At 68.1% G+C, this 25,195-nt stretch carries 21 protein-coding genes, 1 tRNA gene and 1 pseudogene; 9 read left to right on the forward strand and 14 right to left on the reverse strand.

Annotated features, from left to right (window positions below; translation table 11 throughout):
• Positions 1-191: 191 nt before the first annotated feature.
• The 9 genes from ACIGWZ_RS27185 to dnaA all read right to left on the reverse strand — a co-directional run bounded on the left by ACIGWZ_RS27185 (position 192) and on the right by dnaA (position 12,856).
• A tRNA-Ile gene (locus ACIGWZ_RS27185) sits at positions 192-265 on the reverse strand.
• An 89-nt stretch (positions 266-354) separates the two neighbouring features.
• Positions 355-1,056 carry a DUF3566 domain-containing protein gene (locus tag ACIGWZ_RS27190; RefSeq protein ID WP_400069040.1) on the reverse strand — a complete coding sequence of 234 codons (702 nt, stop codon included), beginning with the start codon at positions 1,054-1,056 and terminating at the stop codon, positions 355-357.
• Between the two features lie 15 nt (positions 1,057-1,071).
• Positions 1,072-3,696: a DNA gyrase subunit A gene (gyrA, locus tag ACIGWZ_RS27195; protein WP_400069042.1), complete on the reverse strand. Its 2,625-nt coding sequence runs from the start codon at positions 3,694-3,696 to the stop codon at positions 1,072-1,074.
• Positions 3,697-3,746: 50 nt separating this feature from the next.
• Positions 3,747-5,777 (reverse strand): DNA topoisomerase (ATP-hydrolyzing) subunit B, encoded by a 2,031-nt coding sequence (gyrB, locus tag ACIGWZ_RS27200; RefSeq protein WP_400069044.1) that lies wholly within the window; start codon positions 5,775-5,777, stop codon positions 3,747-3,749.
• A 407-nt stretch (positions 5,778-6,184) separates the two neighbouring features.
• Entirely contained in the window at positions 6,185-6,718 is a 534-nt protein-coding gene (locus ACIGWZ_RS27205; RefSeq protein WP_400069045.1) for a DUF721 domain-containing protein, read from the reverse strand.
• Positions 6,715-7,851, reverse strand: coding sequence for a DNA replication/repair protein RecF (recF, locus tag ACIGWZ_RS27210; protein ID WP_400069047.1), 1,137 nt, complete (start codon positions 7,849-7,851; stop codon positions 6,715-6,717). Before recF ends, ACIGWZ_RS27205 begins: the two co-directional genes overlap by 4 nt.
• Positions 7,852-7,901: 50 nt before the next feature.
• Positions 7,902-8,780, reverse strand: a complete 879-nt coding sequence (gene gnd / locus ACIGWZ_RS27215) for a phosphogluconate dehydrogenase (NAD(+)-dependent, decarboxylating) (RefSeq protein ID WP_400069049.1) — start codon at positions 8,778-8,780, stop codon at positions 7,902-7,904.
• A 168-nt stretch (positions 8,781-8,948) separates the two neighbouring features.
• Positions 8,949-10,079: a DNA polymerase III subunit beta gene (dnaN, locus tag ACIGWZ_RS27220; protein ID WP_400069051.1), complete on the reverse strand. Its 1,131-nt coding sequence runs from the start codon at positions 10,077-10,079 to the stop codon at positions 8,949-8,951.
• Positions 10,080-11,029: 950 nt separating this feature from the next.
• Positions 11,030-12,856 carry a chromosomal replication initiator protein DnaA gene (dnaA, locus tag ACIGWZ_RS27225; RefSeq protein ID WP_400069053.1) on the reverse strand — a complete coding sequence of 609 codons (1,827 nt, stop codon included), beginning with the start codon at positions 12,854-12,856 and terminating at the stop codon, positions 11,030-11,032.
• A 377-nt stretch (positions 12,857-13,233) separates the two neighbouring features.
• Between dnaA and rpmH the strand changes: the two genes are divergently transcribed.
• From rpmH to ACIGWZ_RS27270, 9 genes and pseudogenes are all read left to right on the forward strand, one after another.
• Positions 13,234-13,371 (forward strand): 50S ribosomal protein L34, encoded by a 138-nt coding sequence (rpmH, locus tag ACIGWZ_RS27230; RefSeq protein ID WP_003949374.1) that lies wholly within the window; start codon positions 13,234-13,236, stop codon positions 13,369-13,371.
• Positions 13,372-13,395: 24 nt separating this feature from the next.
• Positions 13,396-13,755 (forward strand): annotated as a pseudogene (gene rnpA, locus ACIGWZ_RS27235) (ribonuclease P protein component); the annotation flags it as partial.
• 95 nt (positions 13,756-13,850) lie between these two features.
• The gene (gene yidD / locus ACIGWZ_RS27240; protein ID WP_006604423.1) at positions 13,851-14,168 is read left to right on the forward strand and encodes a membrane protein insertion efficiency factor YidD; all 318 of its coding nucleotides are present in this window, start codon (positions 13,851-13,853) and stop codon (positions 14,166-14,168) included.
• A 3-nt stretch (positions 14,169-14,171) separates the two neighbouring features.
• On the forward strand, positions 14,172-15,341 hold the full coding sequence (yidC, locus tag ACIGWZ_RS27245) for a membrane protein insertase YidC (RefSeq protein ID WP_400069055.1): 1,170 nt from the start codon (positions 14,172-14,174) through the stop codon (positions 15,339-15,341).
• 14 nt (positions 15,342-15,355) lie between these two features.
• Positions 15,356-15,865 carry a protein jag gene (locus tag ACIGWZ_RS27250; protein ID WP_400069057.1) on the forward strand — a complete coding sequence of 170 codons (510 nt, stop codon included), beginning with the start codon at positions 15,356-15,358 and terminating at the stop codon, positions 15,863-15,865.
• A gap of 134 nt (positions 15,866-15,999) precedes the next feature.
• Complete coding sequence (rsmG, locus tag ACIGWZ_RS27255; RefSeq protein WP_400069059.1) at positions 16,000-16,725, forward strand: 16S rRNA (guanine(527)-N(7))-methyltransferase RsmG; 726 nt, start codon at positions 16,000-16,002, stop codon at positions 16,723-16,725.
• 306 nt (positions 16,726-17,031) lie between these two features.
• Positions 17,032-18,102 (forward strand): ParA family protein, encoded by a 1,071-nt coding sequence (locus tag ACIGWZ_RS27260; RefSeq protein ID WP_400069455.1) that lies wholly within the window; start codon positions 17,032-17,034, stop codon positions 18,100-18,102.
• Complete coding sequence (locus ACIGWZ_RS27265) at positions 18,099-19,199, forward strand: ParB/RepB/Spo0J family partition protein (RefSeq protein WP_400069061.1); 1,101 nt, start codon at positions 18,099-18,101, stop codon at positions 19,197-19,199. Before ACIGWZ_RS27260 ends, ACIGWZ_RS27265 begins: the two co-directional genes overlap by 4 nt.
• 310 nt (positions 19,200-19,509) lie before the next feature.
• On the forward strand, positions 19,510-20,127 hold the full coding sequence (locus ACIGWZ_RS27270) for a GNAT family N-acetyltransferase (protein WP_400069062.1): 618 nt from the start codon (positions 19,510-19,512) through the stop codon (positions 20,125-20,127).
• Between the two features lie 102 nt (positions 20,128-20,229).
• Here ACIGWZ_RS27270 and trxA read toward each other — a convergent pair whose 3' ends face one another.
• The 5 genes from trxA to ACIGWZ_RS27295 all read right to left on the reverse strand — a co-directional run bounded on the left by trxA (position 20,230) and on the right by ACIGWZ_RS27295 (position 25,184).
• Positions 20,230-20,556, reverse strand: coding sequence for a thioredoxin (gene trxA, locus ACIGWZ_RS27275; RefSeq protein ID WP_400069064.1), 327 nt, complete (start codon positions 20,554-20,556; stop codon positions 20,230-20,232).
• A 49-nt stretch (positions 20,557-20,605) separates the two neighbouring features.
• Positions 20,606-21,580 (reverse strand): thioredoxin-disulfide reductase, encoded by a 975-nt coding sequence (trxB, locus tag ACIGWZ_RS27280; protein WP_400069065.1) that lies wholly within the window; start codon positions 21,578-21,580, stop codon positions 20,606-20,608.
• 114 nt (positions 21,581-21,694) lie between these two features.
• The gene (locus tag ACIGWZ_RS27285) at positions 21,695-22,624 is read right to left on the reverse strand and encodes an anti-sigma factor family protein (protein WP_400069067.1); all 930 of its coding nucleotides are present in this window, start codon (positions 22,622-22,624) and stop codon (positions 21,695-21,697) included.
• Positions 22,621-23,316, reverse strand: coding sequence for an RNA polymerase sigma factor SigM (gene sigM, locus ACIGWZ_RS27290; RefSeq protein ID WP_400069069.1), 696 nt, complete (start codon positions 23,314-23,316; stop codon positions 22,621-22,623). The genes ACIGWZ_RS27285 and sigM overlap by 4 nt, the downstream gene beginning before the upstream one ends.
• A gap of 146 nt (positions 23,317-23,462) precedes the next feature.
• Positions 23,463-25,184: a protein kinase family protein gene (locus tag ACIGWZ_RS27295; RefSeq protein WP_400069071.1), complete on the reverse strand. Its 1,722-nt coding sequence runs from the start codon at positions 25,182-25,184 to the stop codon at positions 23,463-23,465.
• Between the last annotated feature and the right edge of the window lie 11 nt (positions 25,185-25,195).

Genomic DNA, 25,195 nt, shown 5'->3' on the forward strand with positions numbered 1-25,195 from the left:
GGCCGATGATACACACCGACCGATACCGTTCGGTTATCTAGGCCGAGCTCGGCTGCAACCGGCGCCCTGACCTCGCAGGAGGCTCAACTTCCGGTTTCCGTACGGCGAATCGGTCCGGCGCCGCGGATCTCCCGCACGGCACAACGCACTCGGCCCGGCCGGAGAAATCTCCGACCGGGCCGAGTGTGCAGTGCGGCTACCAGGACTTGAACCTGGGGCCTCTTCCTTATCAGGGAAGCGCTCTAACCGTCTGAGCTATAGCCGCGCGCTCGCTGCAACGAAAGATTAGCGCACTTCAGAGGCGTTCCCAAAATCGGTTCCGAAGGACACCCGATGGGCCCGTCACCAGGGGCGCTACTCGTCCTCGGCGAGGGTGAGCTCCACCCCGCCCACGAAGCCCGCGGACAGGTTGTAGATGAACGCACCCAGCGTGGCCAGCGCCGTCGCCAGCACCACGTCGATCACCGCGATGACCCCGGTGAACAGCAGCACCCGCGGCAGCGACAGGAATGACTGCAGATCGAATCCGCCGCCGTCGCCGGAGCCGGTCGCCTCACTGATGGTGCTGCCGACGGTGGAGAAGACGCCCATCGCGTTCATCACCATCCACAGCACCGAGACGGCCACCACCGTGCAGATCCCCAGCGCGATGGACAGCAGGAAGCTGACCTTCATCACCGACCAGGGATCGGCGCGCGCCACCCGCAGCCGGGCCTTGCGGGTCCGCGGCACCGTGCCGGCGCCCGTACGGGGCTTGCGTACCGCCTGGCCGCCGCCGGAGCCGCCGCCGGTGCGGTAGGCCTGGGGCGGCTGATACGGCTGTCCCTGGCCGCCCTGGGACTGCTGCGGGGGCTGATGGGACTGCGGTTGCTGCTGCGGTTGCGGTTGCGGCTGACGCGTATCGGTCACGATTCCCCCCTGGTTGGAGCCCTCGTCTCGGGGGCCTTCGGACGCGGCAGAGCCACGGGCGCCGTTTTCCGTCACGGTGGCGGGTCCGGACGGGAAGCCCTTCTTGACTCCCGATCCACCCGCTGCAGCGCCCGTGGCTCCACTCACGACCTACTCCTCGTGCTACTCCGCCGCGGGCTGCTCGCCCTCGGCCGCCGCCGGCTCGGCCCCTGCGGCCGCTTCGGTCTCCTCAGGGTCCTCGACCCCGTCGACCTCTTCGGCCTCACGACCGGCCTCGGCGTTCCGTGCGATGCCGACAACGGCATCTCGCTTGCCCAGGTTGATCAGTTGGACGCCCATCGTGTCACGGCCGGTCTCCCTGACCTCGTTGACCCGCGTACGAATCACGCCACCGCTCAGAGTGATCGCCAGGATCTCGTCGGTCCCCTCGACCACCAGGGCGCCGACCAGCGAACCCCGGTCCTCGACGATCTTGGCGGCCTTGATGCCGAGGCCGCCGCGGCCCTGGACGCGGTACTCGTCCACCGCCGTGCGCTTGGCGTAGCCGCCATCCGTCGCGGTGAACACGAACGTACCCTCGCGCACCACATTCAGCGAGAGCAGTTCGTCGCCCTCACGGAAACTCATGCCCTTGACGCCGGAGGTGGCCCGGCCCATCGGCCGCAGCGCCTCGTCCGTCGCCGTGAACCGGATCGACTGCGCCTTCTTGCTGATCAGCAGCAGATCGTCGGTTTCCGACACCAGCTCGGCGCCGATCAGCTCGTCGTCGCTGCCGTCCTCCTGCTCGCGCAGGTTGATCGCGATGACACCGCCGGAGCGGGGCGAGTCGTAGTCCTTGAGCGGCGTCTTCTTGACCAGGCCGGCCTTGGTGGCGAGCACCAGGTACGGCACGGCCTCGTAGTCGCGGATCGCCAGGATCTGTGCGATCTGCTCATCCGGCTGGAAGGCGAGCAGGTTGGCCACGTGCTGACCGCGCGCATCGCGGCCCGCGTCCGGCAGCTCGTAGGCCTTGGCGCGGTAGACCCGGCCCTTGTTCGTGAAGAACAGCAGCCAGTGGTGGGTGGTGGAGACGAAGAAGTGGTCGACGATGTCGTCTTCCTTCAGCTTCGTGCCCCGGACGCCCTTGCCGCCGCGCTTCTGCGAGCGGTAGTCGTCGGTCTTGGTGCGCTTCACATAGCCGCCACGGCTGATCGTGACGACGATGTCCTCCTCGGCAATCAGGTCCTCGATGGACATGTCACCCTCGAAGGGCACCAGCTTGGAGCGCCGGTCGTCGCCGAACTTCTCGACGATTGCGGCCAGTTCCTCGCTGATGATCTGGCGCTGCCGCTCCGGCGAGGCCAGGATCGCGTTGTACTCGCTGATCTTGCGCTGCAGCTCGTCGTGCTCGGCGGTGATCTTCTGCCGCTCCAGGGCGGCCAGCCGGCGCAACTGCATCTCCAGGATCGCGTTCGCCTGGATCTCGTCGATGGTCAGCAGGCCCATCAGGCCCTCGCGCGCCACCTCGACCGTCTCGCTGCGGCGGATCAGCGCGATGACCTCGTCGATCGCGTCCAGGGCCTTGAGCAGACCGCGCAGGATGTGCGCCCGCTCCTCGGCCTTGCGCAGCCGGAACTTCGTCCGGCGGACGATGACCTCGATCTGGTGGTTGACCCAGTTGCGGATGAACGCGTCCAGCGACAGCGTGCGCGGCACGCCGTCCACCAGGGCGAGCATGTTCGCGCCGAAGTTGGTCTGGAGGTCGGTGTGCTTGTAGAGGTTGTTGAGGACGACCTTGGCGACCGCGTCCCGCTTGAGGACGATGACCAGCCGCTGGCCCGTACGCGAGGACGTCTCGTCGCGGACGTCCGCGATGCCGCCGATCTTGCCGTCCTTGACCAGGTCGGCGATCTTCTGCGCGAGGTTGTCCGGGTTGACCTGGTAGGGCAGCTCGGTGACCACCAGGCACTGGCGGTTCTGGATCTCCTCGACGGCGACCACCGCGCGCATCGTGATGGAGCCGCGGCCGGTGCGGTACGCCTCCTCGATGCCCTTGCGGCCCACGACCAGTGCGCCGGTGGGGAAGTCCGGGCCCTTGATGCGCTCGATCAGCGCGTCCAGCAGCTCCTCGCTGGAGGCCTCGGGGTTCTCCAGCGCCCACTGGGCACCGGCCGCGACCTCGCGGAGGTTGTGCGGCGGGATGTTCGTGGCCATACCAACCGCGATACCGGCCGAGCCGTTGATCAGCAGGTTCGGGAAGCGCGCCGGCAGGACCGTCGGCTCCTGGTTGCGGCCGTCGTAGTTGTCCTGGAAGTCGACGGTGTCCTCGTCGATGTCCCGGAGCATCTCCATCGACAGCTGCTTCATCTTGCACTCGGTGTACCGCATGGCCGCGGCCGGGTCGTTGCCCGGGGAACCGAAGTTGCCGTTGGAGTCCACCAGCGGCATCCGCATCGACCACGGCTGTGCCAGGCGCACCAGGGCGTCGTAGATCGAGGAGTCGCCGTGCGGGTGGTACGTACCCATGACGTCACCGACGACGCGGGCGCACTTGTAGAAGCCCTTCTCGGGGCGGTAGCCGCCGTCGTACATCGCGTACAGGACGCGGCGGTGCACGGGCTTGAGGCCGTCCCGTACGTCCGGCAGCGCGCGCGAGACGATGACGGACATCGCGTAGTCGAGGTAGGAGCGCTGCATCTCCGTCTCGAGCCCGACGGGCTCGACGCGCATGCCTACGCCTTCGATGGCGGCGGGCGCGCCCTCGGGGGTCACGCCGTCCGGGGTCACAGGGGGGTTCTCGTCGGCCATTGCTGTTCAAAGTCCTTTCGAGCGGCGGCTGTTGTGAGGGCCGACCGGGCTCAGATGTCGAGGAAGCGGACGTCCTTGGCGTTGCGCTGGATGAAGGAGCGGCGTGCCTCGACGTCCTCACCCATCAGCACCGAGAACAGGTCGTCCGCGCGGGCCGCGTCGTCCAGCGAGACCTGACCGAGGACCCGGTGGTCGATGTCCATCGTGGTCACCCGCAGTTCCTCGGCGTTCATCTCGCCCAGACCCTTGAAGCGCTGGACCGAGTCGTCCTTGATCCGCTTGCCGGCCTGCTTGCCGCGCTCGATCAGGGTGTCGCGCTCGGGGTCGGAGTAGGCGTACTCGAAGTCGTCCCGGCCCCACTTGATTTTGTACAGCGGCGGGCGGGAGAGGTAGACGTGCCCGGCCTCGACCAGCGGCCGCATGAACCGGAAGAGGAAGGTGAGCAGCAGGGTGTTGATGTGCTGGCCATCGACGTCGGCGTCCGCCATCAAGATGATCTTGTGATACCGGAGCTTCTCGATGTCGAAGTCCTCGTGCACACCCGTGCCGAACGCCGAGATCAGCGCCTGGACCTCGTTGTTCTGCAGGATCTTGTCGACCCGGGCCTTCTCGACATTGAGGATCTTGCCGCGGATCGGGAGGATCGCCTGGTACTGCGGGTTACGGCCGGACTTGGCCGAGCCGCCGGCGGAGTCACCCTCGACGATGAAGATCTCGCACTGGGTCGGGTCGTTGGACTGGCAGTCACTCAGCTTGCCCGGCAGCGACGCGGTCTCCAGCAGACCCTTGCGGCGGGTCAGATCGCGCGCCTTGCGGGCGGCGACGCGGGCGGTGGCCGCCTGGATGCCCTTGCGGATGATGTCCGCGGCCTCGTTGGGGTTGCGGTCCAGCCAGTCGGTGAGGTGCTCGTGGACGACCTTCTGCACAAAGGTCTTGGCCTCGGTGTTGCCCAGCTTGGTCTTGGTCTGACCCTCGAACTGCGGCTCACCGAGCTTGACCGAGATGATCGCGGTCAGACCCTCGCGGATGTCCTCACCCGTGAGGTTGTCGTCCTTCTCGCGCAGCAGCTTCTTGTCGCGCGCGTAACGGTTGATCAGACCCGTCAGCGCCGCCCGGAAGCCCTCTTCGTGGGTGCCGCCCTCATGGGTGTGGATGGTGTTCGCAAAGCTGTAGACACCCTCGCTGTACTGGGTGTTCCACTGCATCGCGATCTCGACCGAGAGCAGCCGCTCCTTGTCCTCGGCCTCCACGCTGATGACGGTCGGGTGCACCAGCTCGCCCTTGCGCGAGTTGAGGTACTTCACGAAGTCGACGATGCCGCCCTCGTAGTGGTACCGCACCGAGAGGGGGTTGCCCTCCTCGTCCACATGGGCCGGGCGCTCGTCGCGCAGCGCGATCGAGAGGCCCTTGTTGAGGAAGGCCATCTCCTGGAAGCGCCGGGAGAGCGTCTCGAAGCTGTACTCGGTGGTCTCGAAGATGTCGCCGTCGGCCCAGAACGTCACCGACGTACCGGATTCCTCGGTGGCCTCGTGCTTGGCGAGCGGCGCGGTCGGCACACCGAGCTTGTAGTCCTGGGTCCAGCGGTGGCCGTCCGTGCGGACCTCGACCGCCACCCGCTGCGACAGCGCGTTCACGACCGAGACACCCACGCCGTGCAGACCACCGGAGACCGCGTAGCCGCCGCCGCCGAACTTGCCGCCGGCGTGCAGCACCGTCATCACGACCTCGACGGCCGGCTTGTTCTCCGACGGCACGATGCCGACCGGGATACCGCGGCCGTTGTCGACGACGCGGACGCCGCCGTCGGGCAGGATCGTCACCTCGATGGTGTCCGCGTGCCCGGCCATCGCCTCGTCGACGGAGTTGTCGACCACCTCTTGCACGAGGTGGTGCAGCCCGCGCTCGCCGGTCGAGCCGATGTACATGCCGGGGCGCTTGCGGACCGCGTCCAGGCCTTCGAGGACGGTGATCGCGCTGGCGTCGTACGACTTCTCCACCGAGGAGTCGCCCATGACGCCGGCAGGAACCCCCTCTTCAGTAGAAGCCGTGTTGTTCTCGTTGAGGTCGCCGGAGTCGGCCACGAAGCGCCCTTTCTGGCACAGCACAAGCCCTTCCGCGCCTGCGGGGCAACCCCAGAAAAGACAGGCGAGAACGGCTGCGTCGTTCGACATGTTCCGCGAGTGGGCGGGATTGCCACCAGTCTACCGGTAGCGCTGACACTCATGGGGGTTTGCAGGCACCTGAGTCGTCATGTGCCGCCCTGCACCGACGTCCGCCGACTCCCCATATTCGAGAAGGGGCCTCAGGACGCTCACACGGGCACTCAGCGCTTCGGGCTGTCAACCAGCCGCTACCGTGAGCGGAGTCTCACCCGCCTCAGGTGTTTACAGGGGTCGTACGGCAGTGCGGTGTTTCACGTGAAACGGTCCGCAAGCAGGGCAGAGCGGCTGTTTCACGTGAAACATCGCATCCGTTGACCGGCCGGGACCTAGCCGTAGGTATCGCCGGGACCCTTGCTGCCGGGCGCCCGCAGCGACCCGTAGCGCCGCGCGGGACCACCGGGCCCCAGTACCTTGATCAGCTTGACGGTGCCCTGGCCCAGGTCCTGGTTGAGGCGGGCCACCAGCTGCGGCGCCAGCAGCCGCAGCTGCGTCGCCCATGCCGTCGAATCGCACTGCACCGTCAGCACCCGGGCGTCCTCGTCGTACCGCTGCGGCTCGCAGTGCTGCGCCACCTCGGGCCCGACCAGCTGCGGCCAGCGCCCCATCACCCCGCCGACCGCCGCCGGGGTCTCCCAGCCGCGCTCGGTGATCAGCCGGTTGATCGCCGCACCCAGCGGCAGCGGATCGCGGCCGTCCGCCCGCGCACCCGAACGCAGTCCGCCACGCCTGGCCTGCTTCTTCTGCTGCGCGGCCGCGCCCCGCGCACGCGCCTGTTCCTTGGCGGCTACCAAGGCCTGACGGGCCAGATCCACGCCGGACAGCTCCGGAGTTCTGGGCCGGTCGGGCTGTTCCTCACTCACGACGTCACCTTCTCCACGGCGCCGTCGGACACCGCGTAGCGCGCCCCGGCCAGCATCCCTGGCACATCGTCGTCCACCGCCGCCGTCACCAGCACCTGCTCGCCCGGCGCCACCAGCTCGGCCAGCCTCTCCCGCCGCCGGGCGTCCAGCTCCGCGAAGACGTCGTCCAGGACCAGCACCGGCTCATTGCCCTCGGCGCGCAGCAGGTCGTACGAGGCCAGCCGCAGCGCCAGCGCATACGACCAGGATTCGCCATGGCTCGCGTAGCCCTTCGCCGGGAGCTGCCCCAGCTTCAGCACCAGATCGTCGCGGTGCGGGCCGACCAGCGTCACTCCGCGCTCGATCTCTCCCTTACGGGCCTCGCCCAGCGCCGCCAGCAGCACGCCGTACAGCTCCTCACGGGTGGACGCGGCGGCCATCGCCTCGCCCGCCGACCCGCGGTACTCCAGGGCCAGCGGTCCGCCACCGGGCGCCAACTGCTCGTACGCCTTGTCGGCCAGCGGCTGCAGCGCGCCGATCAGGTCCAACCGCTGCGCCAGCAACTCGGCACCCGCGCGTGCCAGATGCTGGTCCCACACATCCAGCGTCGACAGGTCCATCTGCCGCCCGCCGTGCCGCCGCGCCAGCGCGGCCGTCTTCAGCAGGGTGTTGCGCTGCTTGAGCACGCGGTCGTAGTCGGAGCGCACCCCCGCCATCCGTGGCGAGCGCGCAGTGATCAGCTCGTCCAGGAATCGCCGCCGTTCCCCGGGATCGCCCTTGACCAGCGCCAAGTCCTCCGGCGCGAACAGCACCGTCCGTATGATCCCCAGCACATCCCGCGGCCTGACCTGCGAGGACCGGTTGATCCTGGCGCGATTCGCCTTGCCCGGATTGAGCTCCAGCTCCACCAGCTGCTGTCGCTCGCCCTGGACGACCGCGGCCCGGATCACCGCCCGTTCGGCGCCCATCCGCACCAGCGGGGCGTCCGAGGAGACCCGGTGGCTGCCGAGCGTCGCCAAGTAGCCGACCGCCTCCACCAGATTGGTCTTGCCCTGTCCGTTGGGGCCCACGAAAGCCGTGACGCCCGGGTCGAGTGGGACCTCGACCCGGGCGTACGAGCGGAAGTCGGCGAGCGAGAGATGCGTGACGTGCATAGCTTGGTGCGCCGACCTCCCCGGCTGACTGCTCAGGCTGTTGCTGAGAGTTACTTCTTGTTCTCGACCGCGTGGCCGCCGAACTGGTTGCGCAGCGCGGCGATCATCTTCATCTGCGGGGAGTCGTCCTGGCGCGACGCGAAGCGTGCGAAGAGCGAGGCCGTGATGGCGGGCAGCGGCACGGCGTTGTCGATCGCGGCCTCGACCGTCCAGCGCCCCTCACCGGAGTCGGCGGCGAAGCCGCGCAGCTTCTCCAGGTGCTCGTCGTCGTCGAGGGCGTTGACGGCCAGGTCCAGCAGCCAGGAACGGATGACCGTGCCCTCCTGCCAGGAGCGGAAGACCTCGCGCACGTCCGTGACGGAGTCGACCTTCTCCAGCAGCTCCCAGCCCTCGGCGTAGGCCTGCATCATCGCGTACTCGATGCCGTTGTGGACCATCTTGGCGAAGTGGCCGGCGCCGACCTTGCCGGCGTGCACCGAGCCGTACGCACCCTCGGGCTTGAGCGCGTCGAAGATCGGCTGCACCTTGGCGACGTCGTCCTTGTCGCCGCCGTACATCAGCGCGTAGCCGTTCTCCAGGCCCCACACGCCACCGGAGACGCCGCAGTCGACAAAGCCGATGCCCTTTGCCTTGAGCTCCTCGGCGTGCTTCTCGTCGTCGGTCCAGCGGGAGTTGCCGCCGTCCACGACGATGTCGCCGGGTGAGAGCAGCTCGGCCAGCTCATCGATCGTCGACTGGGTGGCGGCGCCGGCCGGCACCATGACCCACACGACCCGCGGACCCTTGAGCCGGTCCACCAGCTCCTTGAGGCTGTTGACATCAGCCAGGTCAGGGTTGCGGTCGTATCCGACGACGGTGTGGCCGGCGCGGCGAATGCGCTCGCGCATATTGCCGCCCATCTTGCCGAGACCGACGAGACCGAGCTCCATCAGAGACCCTCTTTGCACGTAGTCGTTGCTGTTGTACCCGAGTCCGAGCCTACGCCCGCGACCCCGTGCACAGCTGTGGGCTCAGCCGCTCATCGGGGGCCTGTCGGCCAGTCGCCGCAAGGGCTCCGATGAGCGGCCGGACGCTCGGTCCAGCTGCCGCCGGACGGGTCAGCCGCTCAGCCGCACCGGCATGATCAGGTACTTGTACGCGTCGTCCGCCTCGGCGTCCTTGGCGGGCCGGCCGCTCAGCAGCGCGGGCTTGGTCGACGTCGTGAAGGACAGCTGCGCCACCGGGGAGTCGATGGCCGACAGCCCCTCCAGGAGGAAGCCCGGGTTGAAGGCGATCGAGATGTCGTCGCCGTCCAGGTCGGCGTCCACCCTCTCCACAGCCTGTGCATCGTCGCTGGAGCCGGCCTCCAGGATCAGCACTCCCTGCTCGAAGCTCAGCCGCACCGGGGTGTTCCGCTCGGCCACCAGCGCCACACGCTTGACGGCCTCGACGAACGGGGCGGTCTCGATCACGGCGACCGAGTTGAACTCCGTCGGGAAGAGCGTGCGGTACTTCGGCAGATCGCCTTCCAGCAGCCGCGTGGTCGTCCGGCGCCCGGCGCCCTCGAAGCCGATCAGCCCCTCGCCCGCACCCGAGCCGGACAGCGCCAGCGTGACGGTGTCGCCGCTGCTCAGCGACTTGGCGGTGTCCAGCAGCGTCTTGGCGGGGACCAGCGCGACCGCGGAAGCGTCCGGGCTCTCCGGCTTCCACAGGAACTCACGGACCGCGAAGCGGTAGCGGTCGGTGGAGGCCAGGGTGACGGTGTCGCCCTCGATCTCGATCCGTACGCCGGTGAGCACCGGGAGCGTGTCGTCACGGCCGGCGGCGATGGCCACCTGGGCGGCGGCCGAGGCGAAGACCTCACCGGGCACGGTGCCGGTGGCGGTGGGCATCGTCGGCAGCGACGGGTACTCCTCCACAGGCAGTGTGTGGAGGGTGAAGCGGGACGAGCCGCAGACCACGGTCGCTCGTACACCGTCGGTGGAAATCTCCACCGGCCGGTTGGGAAGCGCGCGGCAGATGTCGGCGAGGAGCCGGCCGGAGACAAGGACCGTGCCCTCTTCCTCGACCTCGGCGTCCACCGAGACGCGCGCGGACACCTCGTAGTCGAAGCCGGAGAGGCTCAGTGCGCCGTCCTCCGCCTTCAGCAGCAGGCCCGCGAGGACGGGCACCGGCGGACGGGCCGGGAGGCTCTTGGCGGCCCAGGCCACTGCCTCCGCGAGTACATCGCGCTCCACCCGGATCTTCACCGGAAACCGCCTCCTGCTGTTGCTGGCTTGCGCCCTGCTGGCCTTCTTCGTCGGCTGGGTTGCCGGAGACCAGTCTGACGCACGCCGCCGACAGTCGGTGCGGCTCGGGGTCAAGTCGGCTCGACCCGGTCGGGGCGCTCGGCGGCCAACTTGTGCACAGCCCCCGCTTTCAAGCGAAGTCCCCGGTAGATATCCGTGGTCGTAGTAGTAGGGGCTGTGGAAACCGTGGACAACTGCTTTTGCGCAGGTCAACGCGGCTTTTTTGTCCACCGGCCCTGTGGGCGGCCGCCGTGGATAAGCGAGCGGATCTGTGGACCGCCGAAAGTTCTGCACACCCGATGCACAGGGGAGGGGTAGTTCTCCCCAGTGCCATCCCCAGCTTTACCCCGGTTCCCCACAGCCCAACCAACCAACTTGATGTGACGGCTTTCACTCGGTGCGGTGAGGGCGGGTGTTGGGTTGCCGAACAGTGGACAGGGGTGTGGAGAAGCTGGGGATCACTGGGGACAACGTGGCCTCTCCTGTGGGCAGCCGGTGGACAAGCCGGGGCCGCCGCTGTGGACGAAATCTTCGTCCACAGCCTGTGGATGGCGATTGACCACAATTCCACACCCTGCTGACCTCCCCCGATGCTCCCTCAGGACGGGGCCCTGTGGATTCCCCAGGGATAACTCTGCTCTCCCCAGGATGTGGATGGAAGATTCTTGCCCAATCTGTGGAGGGAGGCAGTGACCTGCCACGGAATCGAACACGCTCGGCGCGCTCCACAGGTTTGGGATGACGGCGAAGCGCGCAGGGCGGCGTACCGGAGAGGCCTCAGGAGGGGCTCAGGGGCGGCTCGCCGTCGTCCACGGGCGCTTCGTCAGGCGTTCCCGTACGACGAAGGGCGCCCCGGGAGGATGTCTCCGGAGCGCCCTGAGCGCGCCTGTGGCGACCGGCCGTGGCCGGCGTCAGCCGTTCTTGATGCGGTTGGTCAGCTCGGTGACCTGGTTGTAGATGGAGCGCCGCTCGGCCATCAGCGCGCGGATCTTGCGGTCGGCGTGCATCACGGTCGTATGGTCCCGGCCGCCGAACTGCGCGCCGATCTTCGGCAGCGAGAGATCGGTCAGCTCGCGGCACAGATACATGGCGATCTGGCGGGCGGTCACCAGCACCCGGCTGCGCGAGGAGCCGCACAGATCGTCGATGGTCAGCCCGAAGTAGTCCGCGGTCGACGCCATGATCGCGGTCGCCGTGATCTCTGGCGCAGCGTCCTCGCCACCAGGGATCAGGTCCTTGAGCACGATCTCGGTCAGCCCCAGGTCCACCGGCTGCCGGTTGAGCGAGGCGAACGCCGTGACCCGGATCAGCGCGCCCTCCAGCTCGCGGATGTTGCGCGAGATGCGGGACGCGATGAACTCCAGCACCTCGGGCGGTGCGTTCAGCTGCTCCTGCACCGCCTTCTTGCGCAGGATCGCGATCCGGGTCTCCAGCTCGGGCGGCTGGACGTCGGTGATCAGGCCCCACTCGAAGCGGTTGCGCAGCCGGTCCTCCAGGGTGACCAGCTGCTTGGGCGGCCGGTCCGAGGACAGCACGATCTGCTTGTTGGCGTTGTGCAGCGTATTGAAGGTGTGGAAGAACTCCTCCTGCGTCGACTCCTTGCTCGCCAGGAACTGGATGTCGTCGACGAGCAGGATGTCCATGTCGCGATAGCGCTTGCGGAACGCATCCGCCTTGCCGTCGCGGATGGAGTTGATGAACTCGTTGGTGAACTCCTCCGAGCTCACGTACCGCACCCGGGTACCCGGGTACAGGCTCCGCGCGTAGTGCCCGATGGCGTGCAGCAGGTGGGTCTTGCCCAGGCCCGATTCCCCGTAGATGAACAGCGGGTTGTACGCCTTGGCCGGCGCCTCGGCGACGGCGACCGCGGCGGCGTGCGCGAAGCGGTTGGAGGCGCCGATGACGAAGGTGTCGAAGAGGTACTTCGGGTTCAGCCGCGCGGTCGGCTCACCGGGGCCGGTGGCCGGCGCGGGCTGGGCGGCGAGCGGGCTGGGCGCACCGCTGGAAGCGGGCAGCGCGGGGCCGCCGGACCGGCCCGGCGGCTGGTGCTCGGACAGGTCGCGGCGCGGCGAGCGGTAGTCGTTCTGCTGCTGTCCGTGGGAGGGCGGCCGGGAGCCGTACGGCTCACGCCACTGCTCCGTGGACGGGTCGCGATCGGGGAAGCCGCCGAGGTGCTGCTGCTGCCAGCCGTAGTCGTCGCGCGGGCCGGGGCCGCCGGCCATGGTGGAGGGGTGCTGCGGCCAGGATCCGGGCTCGTGCCGGGGCTGCTGGTAATCGGGGTAGGCGGGCCGGACACTGGGCAGCTCGTCGCCCTGGTGACCGTAGCCCTGGCGGCCGTCGTGCCGGTTGTCGTGCCGGTTGTCGTAGCCGTCGTACGCGTCGCGCTGCGGCTGCTGATGTTGCGGGTGCTGCTGTACGTGCTGTTGCTGCTGCGGTGCGGGGGGCGCGGACGGCGGCGGCTCCTCGGAGGAGTCGTCAACGGTGATCGCGATCCGGATCGGCCGCCCGCATTCGTGACTGAGCGCCTCCCCGATCAGCGGTGCGAGCCGCCCCTCGAGCACGCCCTTGGCGAATTCATTGGGGACGGCGAGCAGTGCGGTATCGGCGACCAGTGCCAGCGGCTGGGTGCGCTTGAGCCAGTCCTGGTCCTTGGGCTTGAGGCCATCGGCCTCGGCGCGCAGGAGGTGGTCGAGTACGCGCGGCCACACTGCGGCAAGATCGGCAGGGACTTCAGCCACAAGGCACGCTCTCTCACAGTCCCACGAATGTGTGATTCTCAGGACGGGCGGGAAGGAATCGGAGTTCAGCAACGGTAGTCAGGCCGGGCCTGCGGATTCAAGTCGTTGTCCACAGGCTGTGCATAGTGTGTCCTGACAAGGGGCCTCGCGGGTCGGCCCGGAGCCGGTTTGACCGGATGGCGTAGCCGCGCGTACCGTGACCAGGTCGAGTTGTCGATGGCTGCTGCCGCCTGCCTCCGATGGGCAAAGATCGCGCTCTGGTGATCGAGAAGCGGTGCACTTAGGCGTTGCGAGTTACTCGTGGGCGCACGGTGACAGCCAACGACGCCCCACATCTGTCTCAACCTTGAGACAACAAGCATTCCTGGAGCCCCCGAGTGAGCAAGCGCACCTTCCAGCCGAACAACCGCCGTCGTGCGAAGACCCACGGCTTCCGTCTGCGCATGCGGACCCGCGCCGGCCGCGCGATTCTCGCGTCCCGCCGTGGCAAGGGTCGCGCCCGCCTGTCGGCCTGAGCAGCCTGACCCTAGGTCCATGACGTGCTGCCTACCGAGTATCGGCTGAGGCGGCGCGAGGACTTTGCGACCGCGGTACGCCGGGGACGCAGGGCCGGGCGCCCGCTCCTTGTCGTTCATTTTCGTAGCGGTGCAACGGACCCGCACGCAGCGGGGGAACGTGTTCCCCCGGCGCGTGCGGGTTTCGTCGTGAGCAAGGCCGTTGGCGTCGCCGTCGTACGCAACAAGGTCAAGCGAAGGCTTCGCCACCTCATGCGTGATCGGCTGGACCGGCTGCCCGCCGGTAGCCTGGTTGTCGTACGGGCCCTGCCCGGCGCGGGTGCGGCGGAGCACGACCAGCTGGCCCGCGACCTGGACGCCGCGCTTCAGCGGCTGCTGGGAGGGGTGCCGAAAGGCTGCAATCCCACCGGGACCATGACCGGCGGCGGCTACGCCGCGGGCCCCCGGAACCCCGGACGGGACCCGGGAGGGAGCGCACAGTGAAGTACCCGCTGCTGCTTTTGATCAAGATCTATCAGTGGACCATCAGCCCCCTGCTGGGCCCGGTCTGCAAGTACTACCCGTCGTGCTCGCACTATGGCTATACGGCCATCGACCGGCACGGCGCGGTGAAAGGGACTGCGCTGACTGCCTGGCGCATCCTGCGCTGCAACCCGTGGTCGCTTGGTGGGGTCGACCACGTCCCTCCCCGGAAGCGTCCGGTTTGGCATCAGCGGCTGAGGAGCCGCCTGGGCGGGCCCACCGTCCCTGAGCCTGTCGCCCAGCCCGAGACTCAGCCCAACGCCCAAGGAGCCTGATTCGTGGACACGATCCTGAATCCTCTCTATTACGCCGTTTCCTGGATCATCGTCCAGTTCCACTCGTTCTACAGCTTGATCTTTGATGCGAACAGTGGCGCGGCGTGGGGTCTGTCCATCGTCTCGCTGGTGGTGCTGATCCGTATCTGCCTGATCCCGCTCTTTGTGAAGCAGATCAAGTCGACGCGGAACATGCAGGCGCTCCAGCCGAAGATGAAGGCGATCCAGGAGCGCTACAAGAGCGACAAGCAGCGCCAGTCCGAAGAGATGATGAAGCTCTACAAGGAGACGGGCACCAACCCGCTCTCGAGCTGTCTCCCGATTCTGGCCCAGTCGCCGTTCTTCATCTCGCTCTACCAGGTCCTCAGCCACATCGCGAACGGCAAGACGGTCGGCGTCATCGACCAGGCGCTGCTGGAGAGCGCGCAGAAGGCGCACATCTTCGGTGCGCCGCTGGCTGCGAAGTTCATGGACAGCGCGGCGAAGATCGAGAGCCTCGGCGCTTCGGTCACCAACGTCCGTGTGGTCACGGTCATCATGATCGTTCTGATGTCGGCGTCGCAGTTCTACACGCAGCGCCAGCTGATGACCAAGAACGTCGACCTCACGGTGAAGACGCCGTTCATGCAGCAGCAGAAGATGCTGATGTACGTCTTCCCGATCATGTTCGCCGTCTTCGGTATCAACTTCCCCGTCGGTGTTCTCGTCTACTGGCTGACCACCAACGTGTGGACCATGGGTCAGCAGATGTTCGTCATCCGTCGTAACCCCACTCCGGGCAGCAAGGCCTTCAACGAGCGCCAGGAGCGGCTGCGCGCCCAGGGCAAGCTGGTCGAGGACCCGGCCGAGGTCGAGGCGAAGAGGGCCGCCGAGGAGGCGCGCCAGAACCGCCAGCAGCCCAAGCGCCAGACGAAGGCCAAGCGCCAGCACACCGCCTCCGCCACCGGTGCTTCCAGCGGTACGCAGAACCGTACGCGGGCGGGCTCTGCGGACAATGGCGCCTCCTCCGATCAGGGTGCTGTGAAGAAGCAGTCGCTGGAGAAGAAGGCCCCGCAGGACAGCGAGCAGAAGGGTGGCGCGTCCGCGAAGGGCGCCTCCGCCTCCGGGTCCCGTAACACCAAGTCCGGACAGCGCAAGGGCCAGCAGCGCCCCAAGCACCCGTCCAAGAAGTAAGAAGGAGTCCTTTCGTGACGGACACGACCCCTGCTGGCACCAAGGGCACCGACACCCTGACCCGCCTGGAGCAGGAAGGCGAGATCGCGGCCGACTACCTCGAGGGCCTGCTGGACATCGCCGACCTCGACGGTGACATCGACATGGACGTCGAGGCCGACCGCGCCGCGGTGTCGATCATCAGCGACTCGACCAGCCGCGATCTGCAGAAGCTGGTGGGCCGTGACGGTGAGGTGCTGGAGGCGCTGCAGGAGCTGACCCGGCTTGCCGTGCACCGCGAGACCGGTGACCGCAGCCGGCTGATGCTGGACATCGCCGGCTTCCGTGCGCGTAAGCGTGAGCAGCTCACGGAGATCGGTGCGAAGGCGGCGGAGGAGGCGAAGGGCACCGGCCAGCCGGTGAAGCTCGACCCGATGACGCCGTTCGAGCGCAAGGTTGTGCACGACGCGGTGGCCGCGGCGGGGCTGAGCAGCGAGTCCGAGGGCGAGGAGCCGCAGCGCCGAGTGGTCGTCCTCCCGGCCTGACCTTTCAGCGCTTCGCTTGTCTTTGGCCCCGTCTGCTCGCAGGCGGGGCCAAATGTTGTCAGCGTTCTGTGTTACCCCGGGGCGTATCCCCGGGTTCCCGGCAGGAAAAGCAGTCCAGAGGAAGGGCGGTTCCCGTGACGGAGGCAGCAGCGGAGCTCCCTCCCGCGCCGAAGGCGGCGCAGGAGGTATTCGGTGAGCGCTTTCCGGAGGCCGTGCGGTACGGCGAACTGCTCGCCGACGCGGGAGTGCGGCGCGGGCTGATCGGCCCGCGCGAGGTGCCGCGGTTGTGGGAGCGGCATCTGTTGAACTGTGCGGTGCTCTCCGAGGTGGTTCCGGAGGGAGTCTCGGTCTGCGATGTCGGGTCGGGGGCCGGGCTGCCCGGTATCCCGCTGGCGCTGGTGCGCCCGGATCTGAAGATCACGTTGCTGGAGCCGCTGCTGCGCCGCACGAACTTCCTGCAGGAAGTCGTCGAGCTGCTGGGCCTGGATCACGTGACCGTGGTGCGGGGGCGGGCCGAAGAGGTCATGGGCAAGCTGCCGCAGGTGCATGTGGTGACGGCTCGGGCCGTTGCTCCGCTCGACCGGCTGGCGGGCTGGGGCGTGCCGCTGCTGCGTCCATACGGCGAAATGCTGGCGCTCAAGGGCGACGCCGCGGAGGAGGAGCTCAAGGGAGCTCGGGCGGCACTGAGCAAGCTCGGCGTGGTGGAGACGTCGGTGGTGCACGTGGGCGAGGGAATCGTCGATCCCCCGTCGACGGTGGTGCGGGTCGAGGTGGGCGAGAGCCCTGGTGGCGTGCGCTTTGCGGCCAAGCGGGCGAAGGCGGCGCGCGCCAGCCGTGCGTCGAAGGGGCGTCGGCGTTGATGCCTTGATGCCGGAGACTCCCAGGCCGGCATCGCTGCCCTGCGCGTGTCGTATGTACGGCGATGAATGGGGCAAATTCTATAGACGCCATCAAAACGGCATAGGACGGAGTGTCGCGGCTTAATCGGGCGCGGCGCTGGCATCGTGTTTCACGTGAAACGTCGTTCTCTGCTGCAAGGGATCATTGACCGTGGTCGCGCGGCCGCTGCGCCGCGCGACCGTAAACCCACAAGGGTCACGGAAGTATCCACAGAAGTGGATTCGTCCACAGGAGAACGGACCTCACTGGTTCGCGACACCGAAAGCATGGCAGGCTCTGACCATTGCGAGCCTGATGTCGAGGAGAGTGAATCCGTGCGGTCCGACGCAAACATCGCGGGACCGATGACCGATCCGGTCCCCGGTCCCCGTAACGAGTCGTTCGGGGACGACGTTTCACGTGAAACGCCGCCCCCGATGGACGACACCCCGATCGGTCGTGCAGCTCAGCTGGCGGTAGAGGCATTTGGCCGCGCGGGCGACGGGCTTCCCCGGCCCGAGCAGACCAGGGTCATGGTGGTCGCCAACCAGAAGGGCGGGGTCGGTAAGACCACGACCACGGTGAACCTTGCGGCCTCGCTGGCCCTGCACGGGGCACGGGTTCTGGTGGTCGACCTCGACCCCCAGGGCAATGCTTCGACGGCGCTGGGAATCGACCATCACGCCGAAGTGCCATCGATCTATGACGTGCTGGTGGACAGCAAGCCGCTCTCCGACGTGGTCCAGCCCGTGGTCGATGTGGAGGGGCTGTTCTGTGCGCCCGCCACGATCGACCTGGCCGGTGCGGAGATCGAGCTGGTCTCGCTGGTGGCCCGGGAGAGCCGGCTGGAGCGGGCCATCAAGGCGTATGAGCAGCCGCTGGACTACATCCTCATCGACTGCCCGCCCTCGCTGGGCCTGCTCACCGTGAACGCGCTGGTCGCCGGCGCCGAGGTGCTGATCCCGATCCAGTGCGAGTACTACGCACTGGAGGGCTTGGGGCAGTTGCTGCGGAACGTCGACCTGGTGCGGGGGCATCTCAACCCCAAGCTCCATGTCTCCACGATCCTGCTCACCATGTACGACGGGCGCACCCGGCTGGCTTCTCAGGTCGCCGATGAGGTGCGCAGCCACTTCGGTAACGAGGTGCTCCGTACGAGCATCCCCCGCTCGGTTCGCATCTCCGAGGCACCCAGCTATGGGCAGACGGTGCTCACCTATGACCCGGGATCCAGCGGTTCGCTCTCGTACCTCGAAGCGGCCAGAGAGATCGCGTTGCGTGGGGCTCCGCAGACCGGTGGTCAGGGCCTCGCGGTCAACTATGAAGGAAAGCACAGCATGTCGGAGGGGACTCAGTGAGCGAACGACGTAGAGGGCTGGGCCGAGGGCTCGGTGCGCTGATCCCCGCGGCACCGCAGAGCACGGACAACGCCGGGCCTGTGGTGGGACGGGGGGCGACGTCACCGTCGGCCGTACCGGTACTGACACCCGACCGGGGCGTGGCGGCGGCCAAGGTCGCCGGGCTGCCGGCGAGCGGTGTTTCACGTGAAACAGAGGCGCCGACCGAGCCGGAGCGGATGCCTCAGGCCGTAGCAGAGGTCACGGGCGCGCATTTCGCCGAGGTGCCGCTGGATGCGATCACGCCGAACCCGCGGCAGCCGCGGGAGGTGTTCAACGAGGACGCGCTCGCCGAGCTGGTGGTCTCCATCAAGGAGGTCGGCCTGCTCCAGCCGGTGGTGGTCCGTCAGACCGCCCCGGAGCGGTATGAGCTCATCATGGGCGAGCGCCGCTGGCGGGCGTGCCGTGAGGCCGGGCTGGAGAAGATTCCTGCCATCGTCCGGGCCACGGAAGACGAGAAGCTGCTGCTCGATGCGCTTCTGGAGAACCTGCACCGGGCACAGCTCAATCCACTGGAAGAGGCGGCCGCCTACGACCAGCTGCTCAAGGACTTCAAGTGCACGCATGACGAGCTGGCCGACCGGATCGGGCGATCGCGTCCGCAGGTCACCAACACGCTGCGGCTGCTGAAGCTGGCACCGTCCGTCCAGAGCAAACTCGCGGCGGGCGTGCTGTCCGCGGGACACGCCCGTTCCCTGCTTGCTGTGGAGGATCACGAGGAGCAGGAGCACCTCGCGAGCCGCACGGTGCGGGAGGGGCTGTCGGTGCGCAGCCTCGAAGAGATCGTGAAGCTGCTGGGGTCGGACCCCAAGAGCACGACCAAGGCCAAGAAGCCGCGCGCGGGAACCCGGGTGTCCCCCGCGCTCACCGGCCTCGCCACGCGGCTGTCCGATCGCTTCGAGACCCGGGTGAAGGTCGACCTCGGCCAGAAGAAGGGAAAGATCGTCGTCGAGTTCGCCTCAATGGACGATCTGGAGCGCATTCTCGGCACGCTGGCTCCGGGCGAAGGTCCGGTCCTGGGCTCGTCGCTCTCCGAGGAGAGCGACGACAAGGAATGAGCTGACAGGCTTCGGCTCTGCCGGGCGGGCCGTGTTCCGGAGTCCATACCGGAACACGGCCCGTCCTTTGCTCTCTGGCGGTACCCGCGCCCGTAAAGGGTGGATACGATGCGATCGGGTATGGCACGCATCCACATGGAGAGACCTCACAACGAGGAGAGGCCATGCGATCAGTGAGCCGCACCGGACTGTTGGCAGCGGGGTTCGGCCTTGCTGCCGTCGGAGGGTTCGTCGGCGGTCTGCTCAGGGAGCAGGCGGCGCTGACGGCGCTGCGCGGTGCGGCAGGCGAGGGAAGTGAGGATCTGGCTTCATGGGCCGTCGGCTCGTACCGCTCACGCTGGACAACCTTCCGGATCTCCCCAAGCGTTGCCGCTCCTGTGTCTTCTGGGAGCTCGACCCCGTCAGCGGTGAAGCCGCAGTAAAGGCGGGCAGGCCCGAGCTGGAGAAGGAAGCCTGGATCTCGGCGGTACTGCTGGAGTGGGGATCGTGCGGGCGGGTGGTCTACGTCGACGATGTCCCGGTCGGGTTCGTGATGTATGCCCCGCCTGCCTATGTACCGCGGTCCATGGCGTTTCCCACCAGCCCGGTGTCGGCGGATGCCGTGCAGCTGCTCACGGCGTGGCTGATGCCGGGTTACCAGGGGCAGGGACTGGGCCGGGTGATGGTGCAGACGGTTGCCAAGGACCTGATTCAGCGTGGGTTCAAGGCGATCGAGGCCTTCGGTGATGCCCGCTGGACCGAGCCGGCGTGTGTGCTGCCCGCAGACCATCTCCTCGCGGTGGGATTCAAGACCGTACGCCCACACCCGCGCTTTCCTCGGCTGCGGCTTGAACTGCGGGCCACCATTTCGTGGAAGGAAGACGTGGAGCTGGCCCTCGACCGTTTGCTCGGGGCCGTCCAGAAGGAACCTGCCCTGCGGCCGCTGTAAGTCCTGTCGGCCCGGAAAGCCGAGACCGGCTCAGTACAGCGAATGGGCCCGCCCCCGGGAAGGGGACGGGCCCATGTTTCACGTGAAACGTGACCGCGTGACTCAGGCGAGGAAGTCCGCCAGCTCGCGCTCGATCCCGGCCTTCGGCTTGGCGCCGACGATGGTCTTCACGACCTCGCCGCCCTGGTAGACGTTCATGGTCGGAATCGACATGACGCCGTACTTGGCGGTGGTCGCCGGGTTCTCGTCGGTGTTCAGCTTGGCGATGACGATCTCGTCGTGCTCGGCGGCAATGGCCTCCAAGGACGGGGCGACCTGGCGGCACGGGCCGCACCAGGTGGCCCAGAAGTCGACGAGGACGGGCTTGTCGCTCTTGAGGACGACCTCCTCGAAGTTGTCGTCCGTCACGGTCACCGTGGCGCCGGCCATGGCAGTCTCCTTACTGGGTGGGTGGTGAAAAGCTGGGGGGTGGCGAGGGTCAGGCGGCGGCGGTCTTCTCCGGCTCGGCCGTGGCCTCGCCGTCCGACAGCGCTGCGAGGAACCGCTCGGCGTCCAGGGCGGCGGAGCAACCCGTGCCGGCCGCGGTGATCGCCTGACGGTAGGTGTGGTCGACGACGTCACCGGCGGCGAAGACACCCTTCAGGTTCGTGCGGGTGCTGGGTGCCTCGACCTTGAGGTAACCCTCGTCGTCCAGATTCAGCTGGCCCTTGAACAGCTCGGTCCGCGGGTCGTGGCCGATCGCGATGAACAGGCCGGTCGCCGGGAGCTCGGAGGTCTCGCCGGTCTTGACGTTGCGCAGCGTCAGACCGGTGAGCTTGTTCTCGCCGTGGATCTCGGCGATCTCGCTGTCCCACACGAACTTGATCTTCGGGTCGGCGAAGGCACGATCCTGCATCGCCTTGCTCGCCCGCAGGGTGTCGCGGCGGTGGACGACCGTGACGGAGTTGGCGAAGCGGGAGAGGAAGGTGGCCTCTTCCATCGCGGTGTCGCCACCGCCGATGACGGCGATGTCCTGGCCCTTGAAGAAGAACCCGTCACAGGTCGCGCACCAGGAGACGCCGCGGCCGGACAGCTCGTCCTCACGGGGCAGTCCGAGCTTGCGGTGCTGGGAGCCGGTGCTGACGATGACGGCCTTGGCCCGGTGGACGGTGCCCGCGGAGTCGGTGACGGTCTTGATCTCCTCGGAGAGATCGACCGCAACGATGTCATCCGGTACGAGCTCCGCACCGAAGCGCTCGGCCTGGGCGCGCATGTTGTCCATGAGGTCCGGCCCCATGATGCCGTCGCGGAAACCGGGGAAGTTCTCCACGTCGGTGGTGTTCATCAGCGCGCCGCCGGCGGTGACGGCACCTTCGAATACCAGCGGCTTCAGGGACGCGCGGGCCGTGTAGAGCGCTGCGGTGTAGCCCGCGGGCCCGGAGCCGATGATGATCACGTTGCGGACGTCGCTCACGGGTGTCTTCCTTGTCTCTGCCGACTGCTTGCTGGGGTCTCGGAACTCTCACCCCACCCAACGGATCCTACGGGGCGAGCATTCCCGGAGTGTCACAGCGCACTTTCCGTGGTTTCAGTCTCGCTGGTACGAGTGGGTCAGCAGAACCTTGCCGGGAGCCGGCGGGGTGGCGGAGACGCAGGAGGCAGACACGACATAGGCCGAGACGCGTGACGGGTCGGACGGGTGTGGCAGCACCACGAGGTAGGCGTCCTTGCCGTTGTAGGTGTTGTGGCTGGAGGCGACCGGGGTCTCCGTACGGCCGATGCCTTGGCGCACACACGAGGGGACGGTGCCAGCGTCACCACGCAGTGGTGTTGCGGGGGAGCTGCGGGTGCCGATCTCCGGAGTCTTGGCTCCGTGTTTCGCCGCGAGCAGGCTGTGGACATGCGCTCCGAGGGACGCCGAGGTCAGAGCCGACCCGCGAGGGCTCTGCCCGGCGGATGCGCTCGGCCGGTCCTGATGGGTGGCCCGGGTGCTGTCGGTGGCGGCGTTCTGGAGCAGGAGTCCACCGAGGCTGATGGCCGCGGCGGCCGCTGCCGTGCCGAGCAGGATGCGGGGCCAGCGCCGCGTACGGGGCGAGCGGCTGCCGGGTGTCTGGCGGCCGGGCCCGGAGGCGCCCCTGGGGCGACCCGCCGGCCGGTCCGAGGGCGCGCCGTGTGTGGGCGATTCCACATTGGTTTCACGTGAAACCGAAGGGGCGGTGGTGGATGTTTCACGTGAAACAAGAGTCCCCGTGGCGGGCGTCGTGGAGTTCAGCAGCGCCTCGGCTGCCAGCGCGGCATCGATGCGCCCCGCGACATCGGCAGGCATCCTCGACGGGCCGGGGAGCGTGCCGAGCAGCCCCCGAATTTCCTCCAGTGACGCGTAGACGTCCGCGCACAGCGCGCAGCCGGTGAGATGACCGCGAAGCTCCGCGGTACGGGACGGGGACAGTAGTCCGTCCGTGAGGTCGGAGATCTCGGAGACCTCCGGGTGCTCATCCGAGCCGGTCGTCGACGTCACGCTCGCCCACCTCCGCCCTTCACGGCACCTGTGCCCTTCGGTCCTGCCGTCGGTGGGACGGATGTCCCCTGCGCCCGGTTCCTTCCCCCGCTCGAAGGCCGGCTATCCCCGCCGTCGGCGCGCAGATGGGTGACCATGGGAAGGAGCCGGGCACGGCCCCGTGCGCAGCGGCTCTTGACCGTTCCCGTCGGCACACCGAGGACCGCGGCGGCCTCGGCGACGGGGTAGCCCTGCATATCGACGAGGACGAGCGCGGCGCGCTGTTCTTCGGGGAGGGTGCGCAGTGCGCCGAGCAGTTGCCGGTGCAGATCCTGCCGCTCGGCGGGGACGGCGGCGGATTCTTGCGGTTCGAGGAGCTGTTCCAGCCGCTCGGTCTCGGCTACGGGTGAGGTGCGGCGAGAGGCGGCTTTGCGGGCCCGGTCCAGACAGGCATTCACCGTGATCCGGTGCAGCCAGGTCGTCACGGCGGACTGACCACGGAAGGTGTGGGCCGCTCGGTAGGCGGAGACCAGGGCGTCCTGGACGGCGTCAGCGGCTTCTTCGCGATCGCCGAGGGTGCGCAATGCCACGGCCCAGAGACGATCGCGGTGGCGTCGGACGATCTCCCCGAATGCATCGGGGTCGCCCTTCACATGCAGGGCAAGGAGATCGGCGTCGGTTGGTGTCGAAGCCTCGTCGCTGTCGGTGGACACGGGCCCCCCGGCCGTAGCTGCCTGATCTCGAATCCCATTGAAGCCCGCCAGGTCAGGAAAGTAAATGCCGACGGAATCGGGGCCCCGGCCGTTCCATCCGGCCGGGGCCCGCAATTTTTCTCGTCGGCTGCTGAGCGTCCATCAACTCAGCCGGCGAACGAAACCTCCGTCACGCCCTGCTTGAAGCCGGGTTCGCTGTAGCCCTCCATCGGGGAGTACGGCATGGCGGTGATCCAGATCAGGACGAACTGAGCCTTCGCGGGCTTCTTGAGCTTGATCTCGGCCGTCTTCTGCGACGTCGTGGCGGTGCCGAGCTGCTTCATGGAGCTCAGCGGCTCCGACGACGAGAGGGAGTTGGCTGCGTACAGCGTCACGGTGGTGTGCTTGCCGCCGAAGTGAAGCCCGATCGACGTGCTGCTTATCCGTTGCTTCGAGCCCAGGTCGTAGACGAGTCCGACGCCCTGCTTGAAGGCCGGGTTCATGTTCGGCCCGTCCTTGAAGGTCTTGCTGCGCCAGTAGGTGCTGGGGTCCCCGTCGTGGGAGTCCTGGGCCTGGTCGGGGTGCTGCGGCTTGCCGTCGGGGTAGTACTCCCCGGCGTTTGCGATCTTGATCGGCTTGCTGGCCGGTGTCTTGGCCTTGCCGCCGGTGGTCTGCGAGCTGCCCGGGTCGTCCTGGTCGCCTTCCAGCTTGAGCAGCGTGTCCGCGAGCTGCCAGCTGCCCAGTCCCAGCGCCGCGATGAGCAACGCGGAGACGGACCACTTCAGCACCTTGCCGGTACGGCTCTGCAGCGGGGGAGGCGGAGCGGGAATGGGCTGCGTCGGACGGCCGGGCTGGCCGTTGTGGGCCGACGCCTGGCGGTAGGTGCCCTGCTGGTATCCGGTGCGCTGGTAGGGCGGCGGCGTGGTGAAGGCGGTCTCCGGTGGCCGGATGCGCGGCATCGCCGCGACGGCCTTGGCCAGCTCCTCCGGGGTGGTGCAGGGCTGCTCCTGCCGGGAAGCCGTAGCGCCATTGTTCACAACCGCACGCATGGCGAGTTCGGACAGCCCGCGGTGAACCCCTGCACGCACCTGGTCGGGCGCGATGAGCCCGACGCCCTTCGGTAGACCGGTGAGACCGTAGGCGTCGTTCTCGTAAGGCCAGCGCTGGGTCAGCGCCGCATACAGCAGTGCGCCGATGGCTTCGGTGTCCGTGCGCTGAGGGTGCTCGCAGGTGATGCCGCGCAGCGCGGCCATGACGGCCAGGCCGCGGATGCGGTACTGGCCGGACTCCGTCCGCAGCACCGAGCCGGGAGTGATCCGCAGATGTGCCAGACCCTCGCGGTGCGCGGCGGCCATGGCCTGCGAGACCTGGCTGACGAGCTGGTAGGCGTCGTGCGCTTCGAGCGGGCCGTTCGCGAGAACGGTGGTGAGCTCGGTGGCGTCCGGCAGCCATTCATGGACGACGTAGACGAGGTCGTTCTCCTCCACGGCATCGAGGACCTGGACGAACCGGGGGTCTCCGAGGAGCGCGGAGGAGCGGGCGGCGGACAGCACCGGGCGGGCCCGCGGATGGTCGGCGGGCAGGATGTGCACGCCGACGGCTCTGCGCAGCATTTCGTCGACCGCACGCCAGCTGCTGAATCCGTCCAGACGGGTGACGCACTCCTCGAGGCGGTAGCGTCTGGCGAGCTTGTGGCCACTGTGCAGTTCCGGTGGCTGGGCTTCGGCCGCCGCGGCACCGTCTTCGTCAGTGCGTGCGGTGTCCTTGTCCCCGCCGGATACCTTCTCGGCCTCCGCTCCGTCGTCCGTGGCCTGACCCGCCTTGGCGGTCAGCGGTTCCTCACCGCTCGTGTCGGCCACGTCGACGGCAGCCGTGCTCCGTTCCGCCACCGTCGTTCCTG

It is taken from the genome of Streptomyces sp. NPDC053427 (genome assembly GCF_044544985.1).
Lineage (GTDB): Bacteria > Actinomycetota > Actinomycetes > Streptomycetales > Streptomycetaceae > Streptomyces.

Bases quoted from the DNA above. Each gene is read 5' to 3' on its own strand.
- gyrA (WP_400069042.1), bottom strand. From the start codon at position 3,696: ATGGCCGACGAGAACCCCCCTGTGACCCCGGACGGCGTGACCCCCGAG.
- recF (WP_400069047.1), bottom strand. From the start codon at position 7,851: ATGCACGTCACGCATCTCTCGCTCGCCGACTTCCGCTCGTACGCCCGG.
- gnd (WP_400069049.1), bottom strand. From the start codon at position 8,780: ATGGAGCTCGGTCTCGTCGGTCTCGGCAAGATGGGCGGCAATATGCGC.
- ACIGWZ_RS27260 (WP_400069455.1), top strand. From the start codon at position 17,032: ATGGCAGGCTCTGACCATTGCGAGCCTGATGTCGAGGAGAGTGAATCC.
- ACIGWZ_RS27270 (WP_400069062.1), top strand. From the start codon at position 19,510: ATGGGCCGTCGGCTCGTACCGCTCACGCTGGACAACCTTCCGGATCTC.
- trxA (WP_400069064.1), bottom strand. From the start codon at position 20,556: ATGGCCGGCGCCACGGTGACCGTGACGGACGACAACTTCGAGGAGGTC.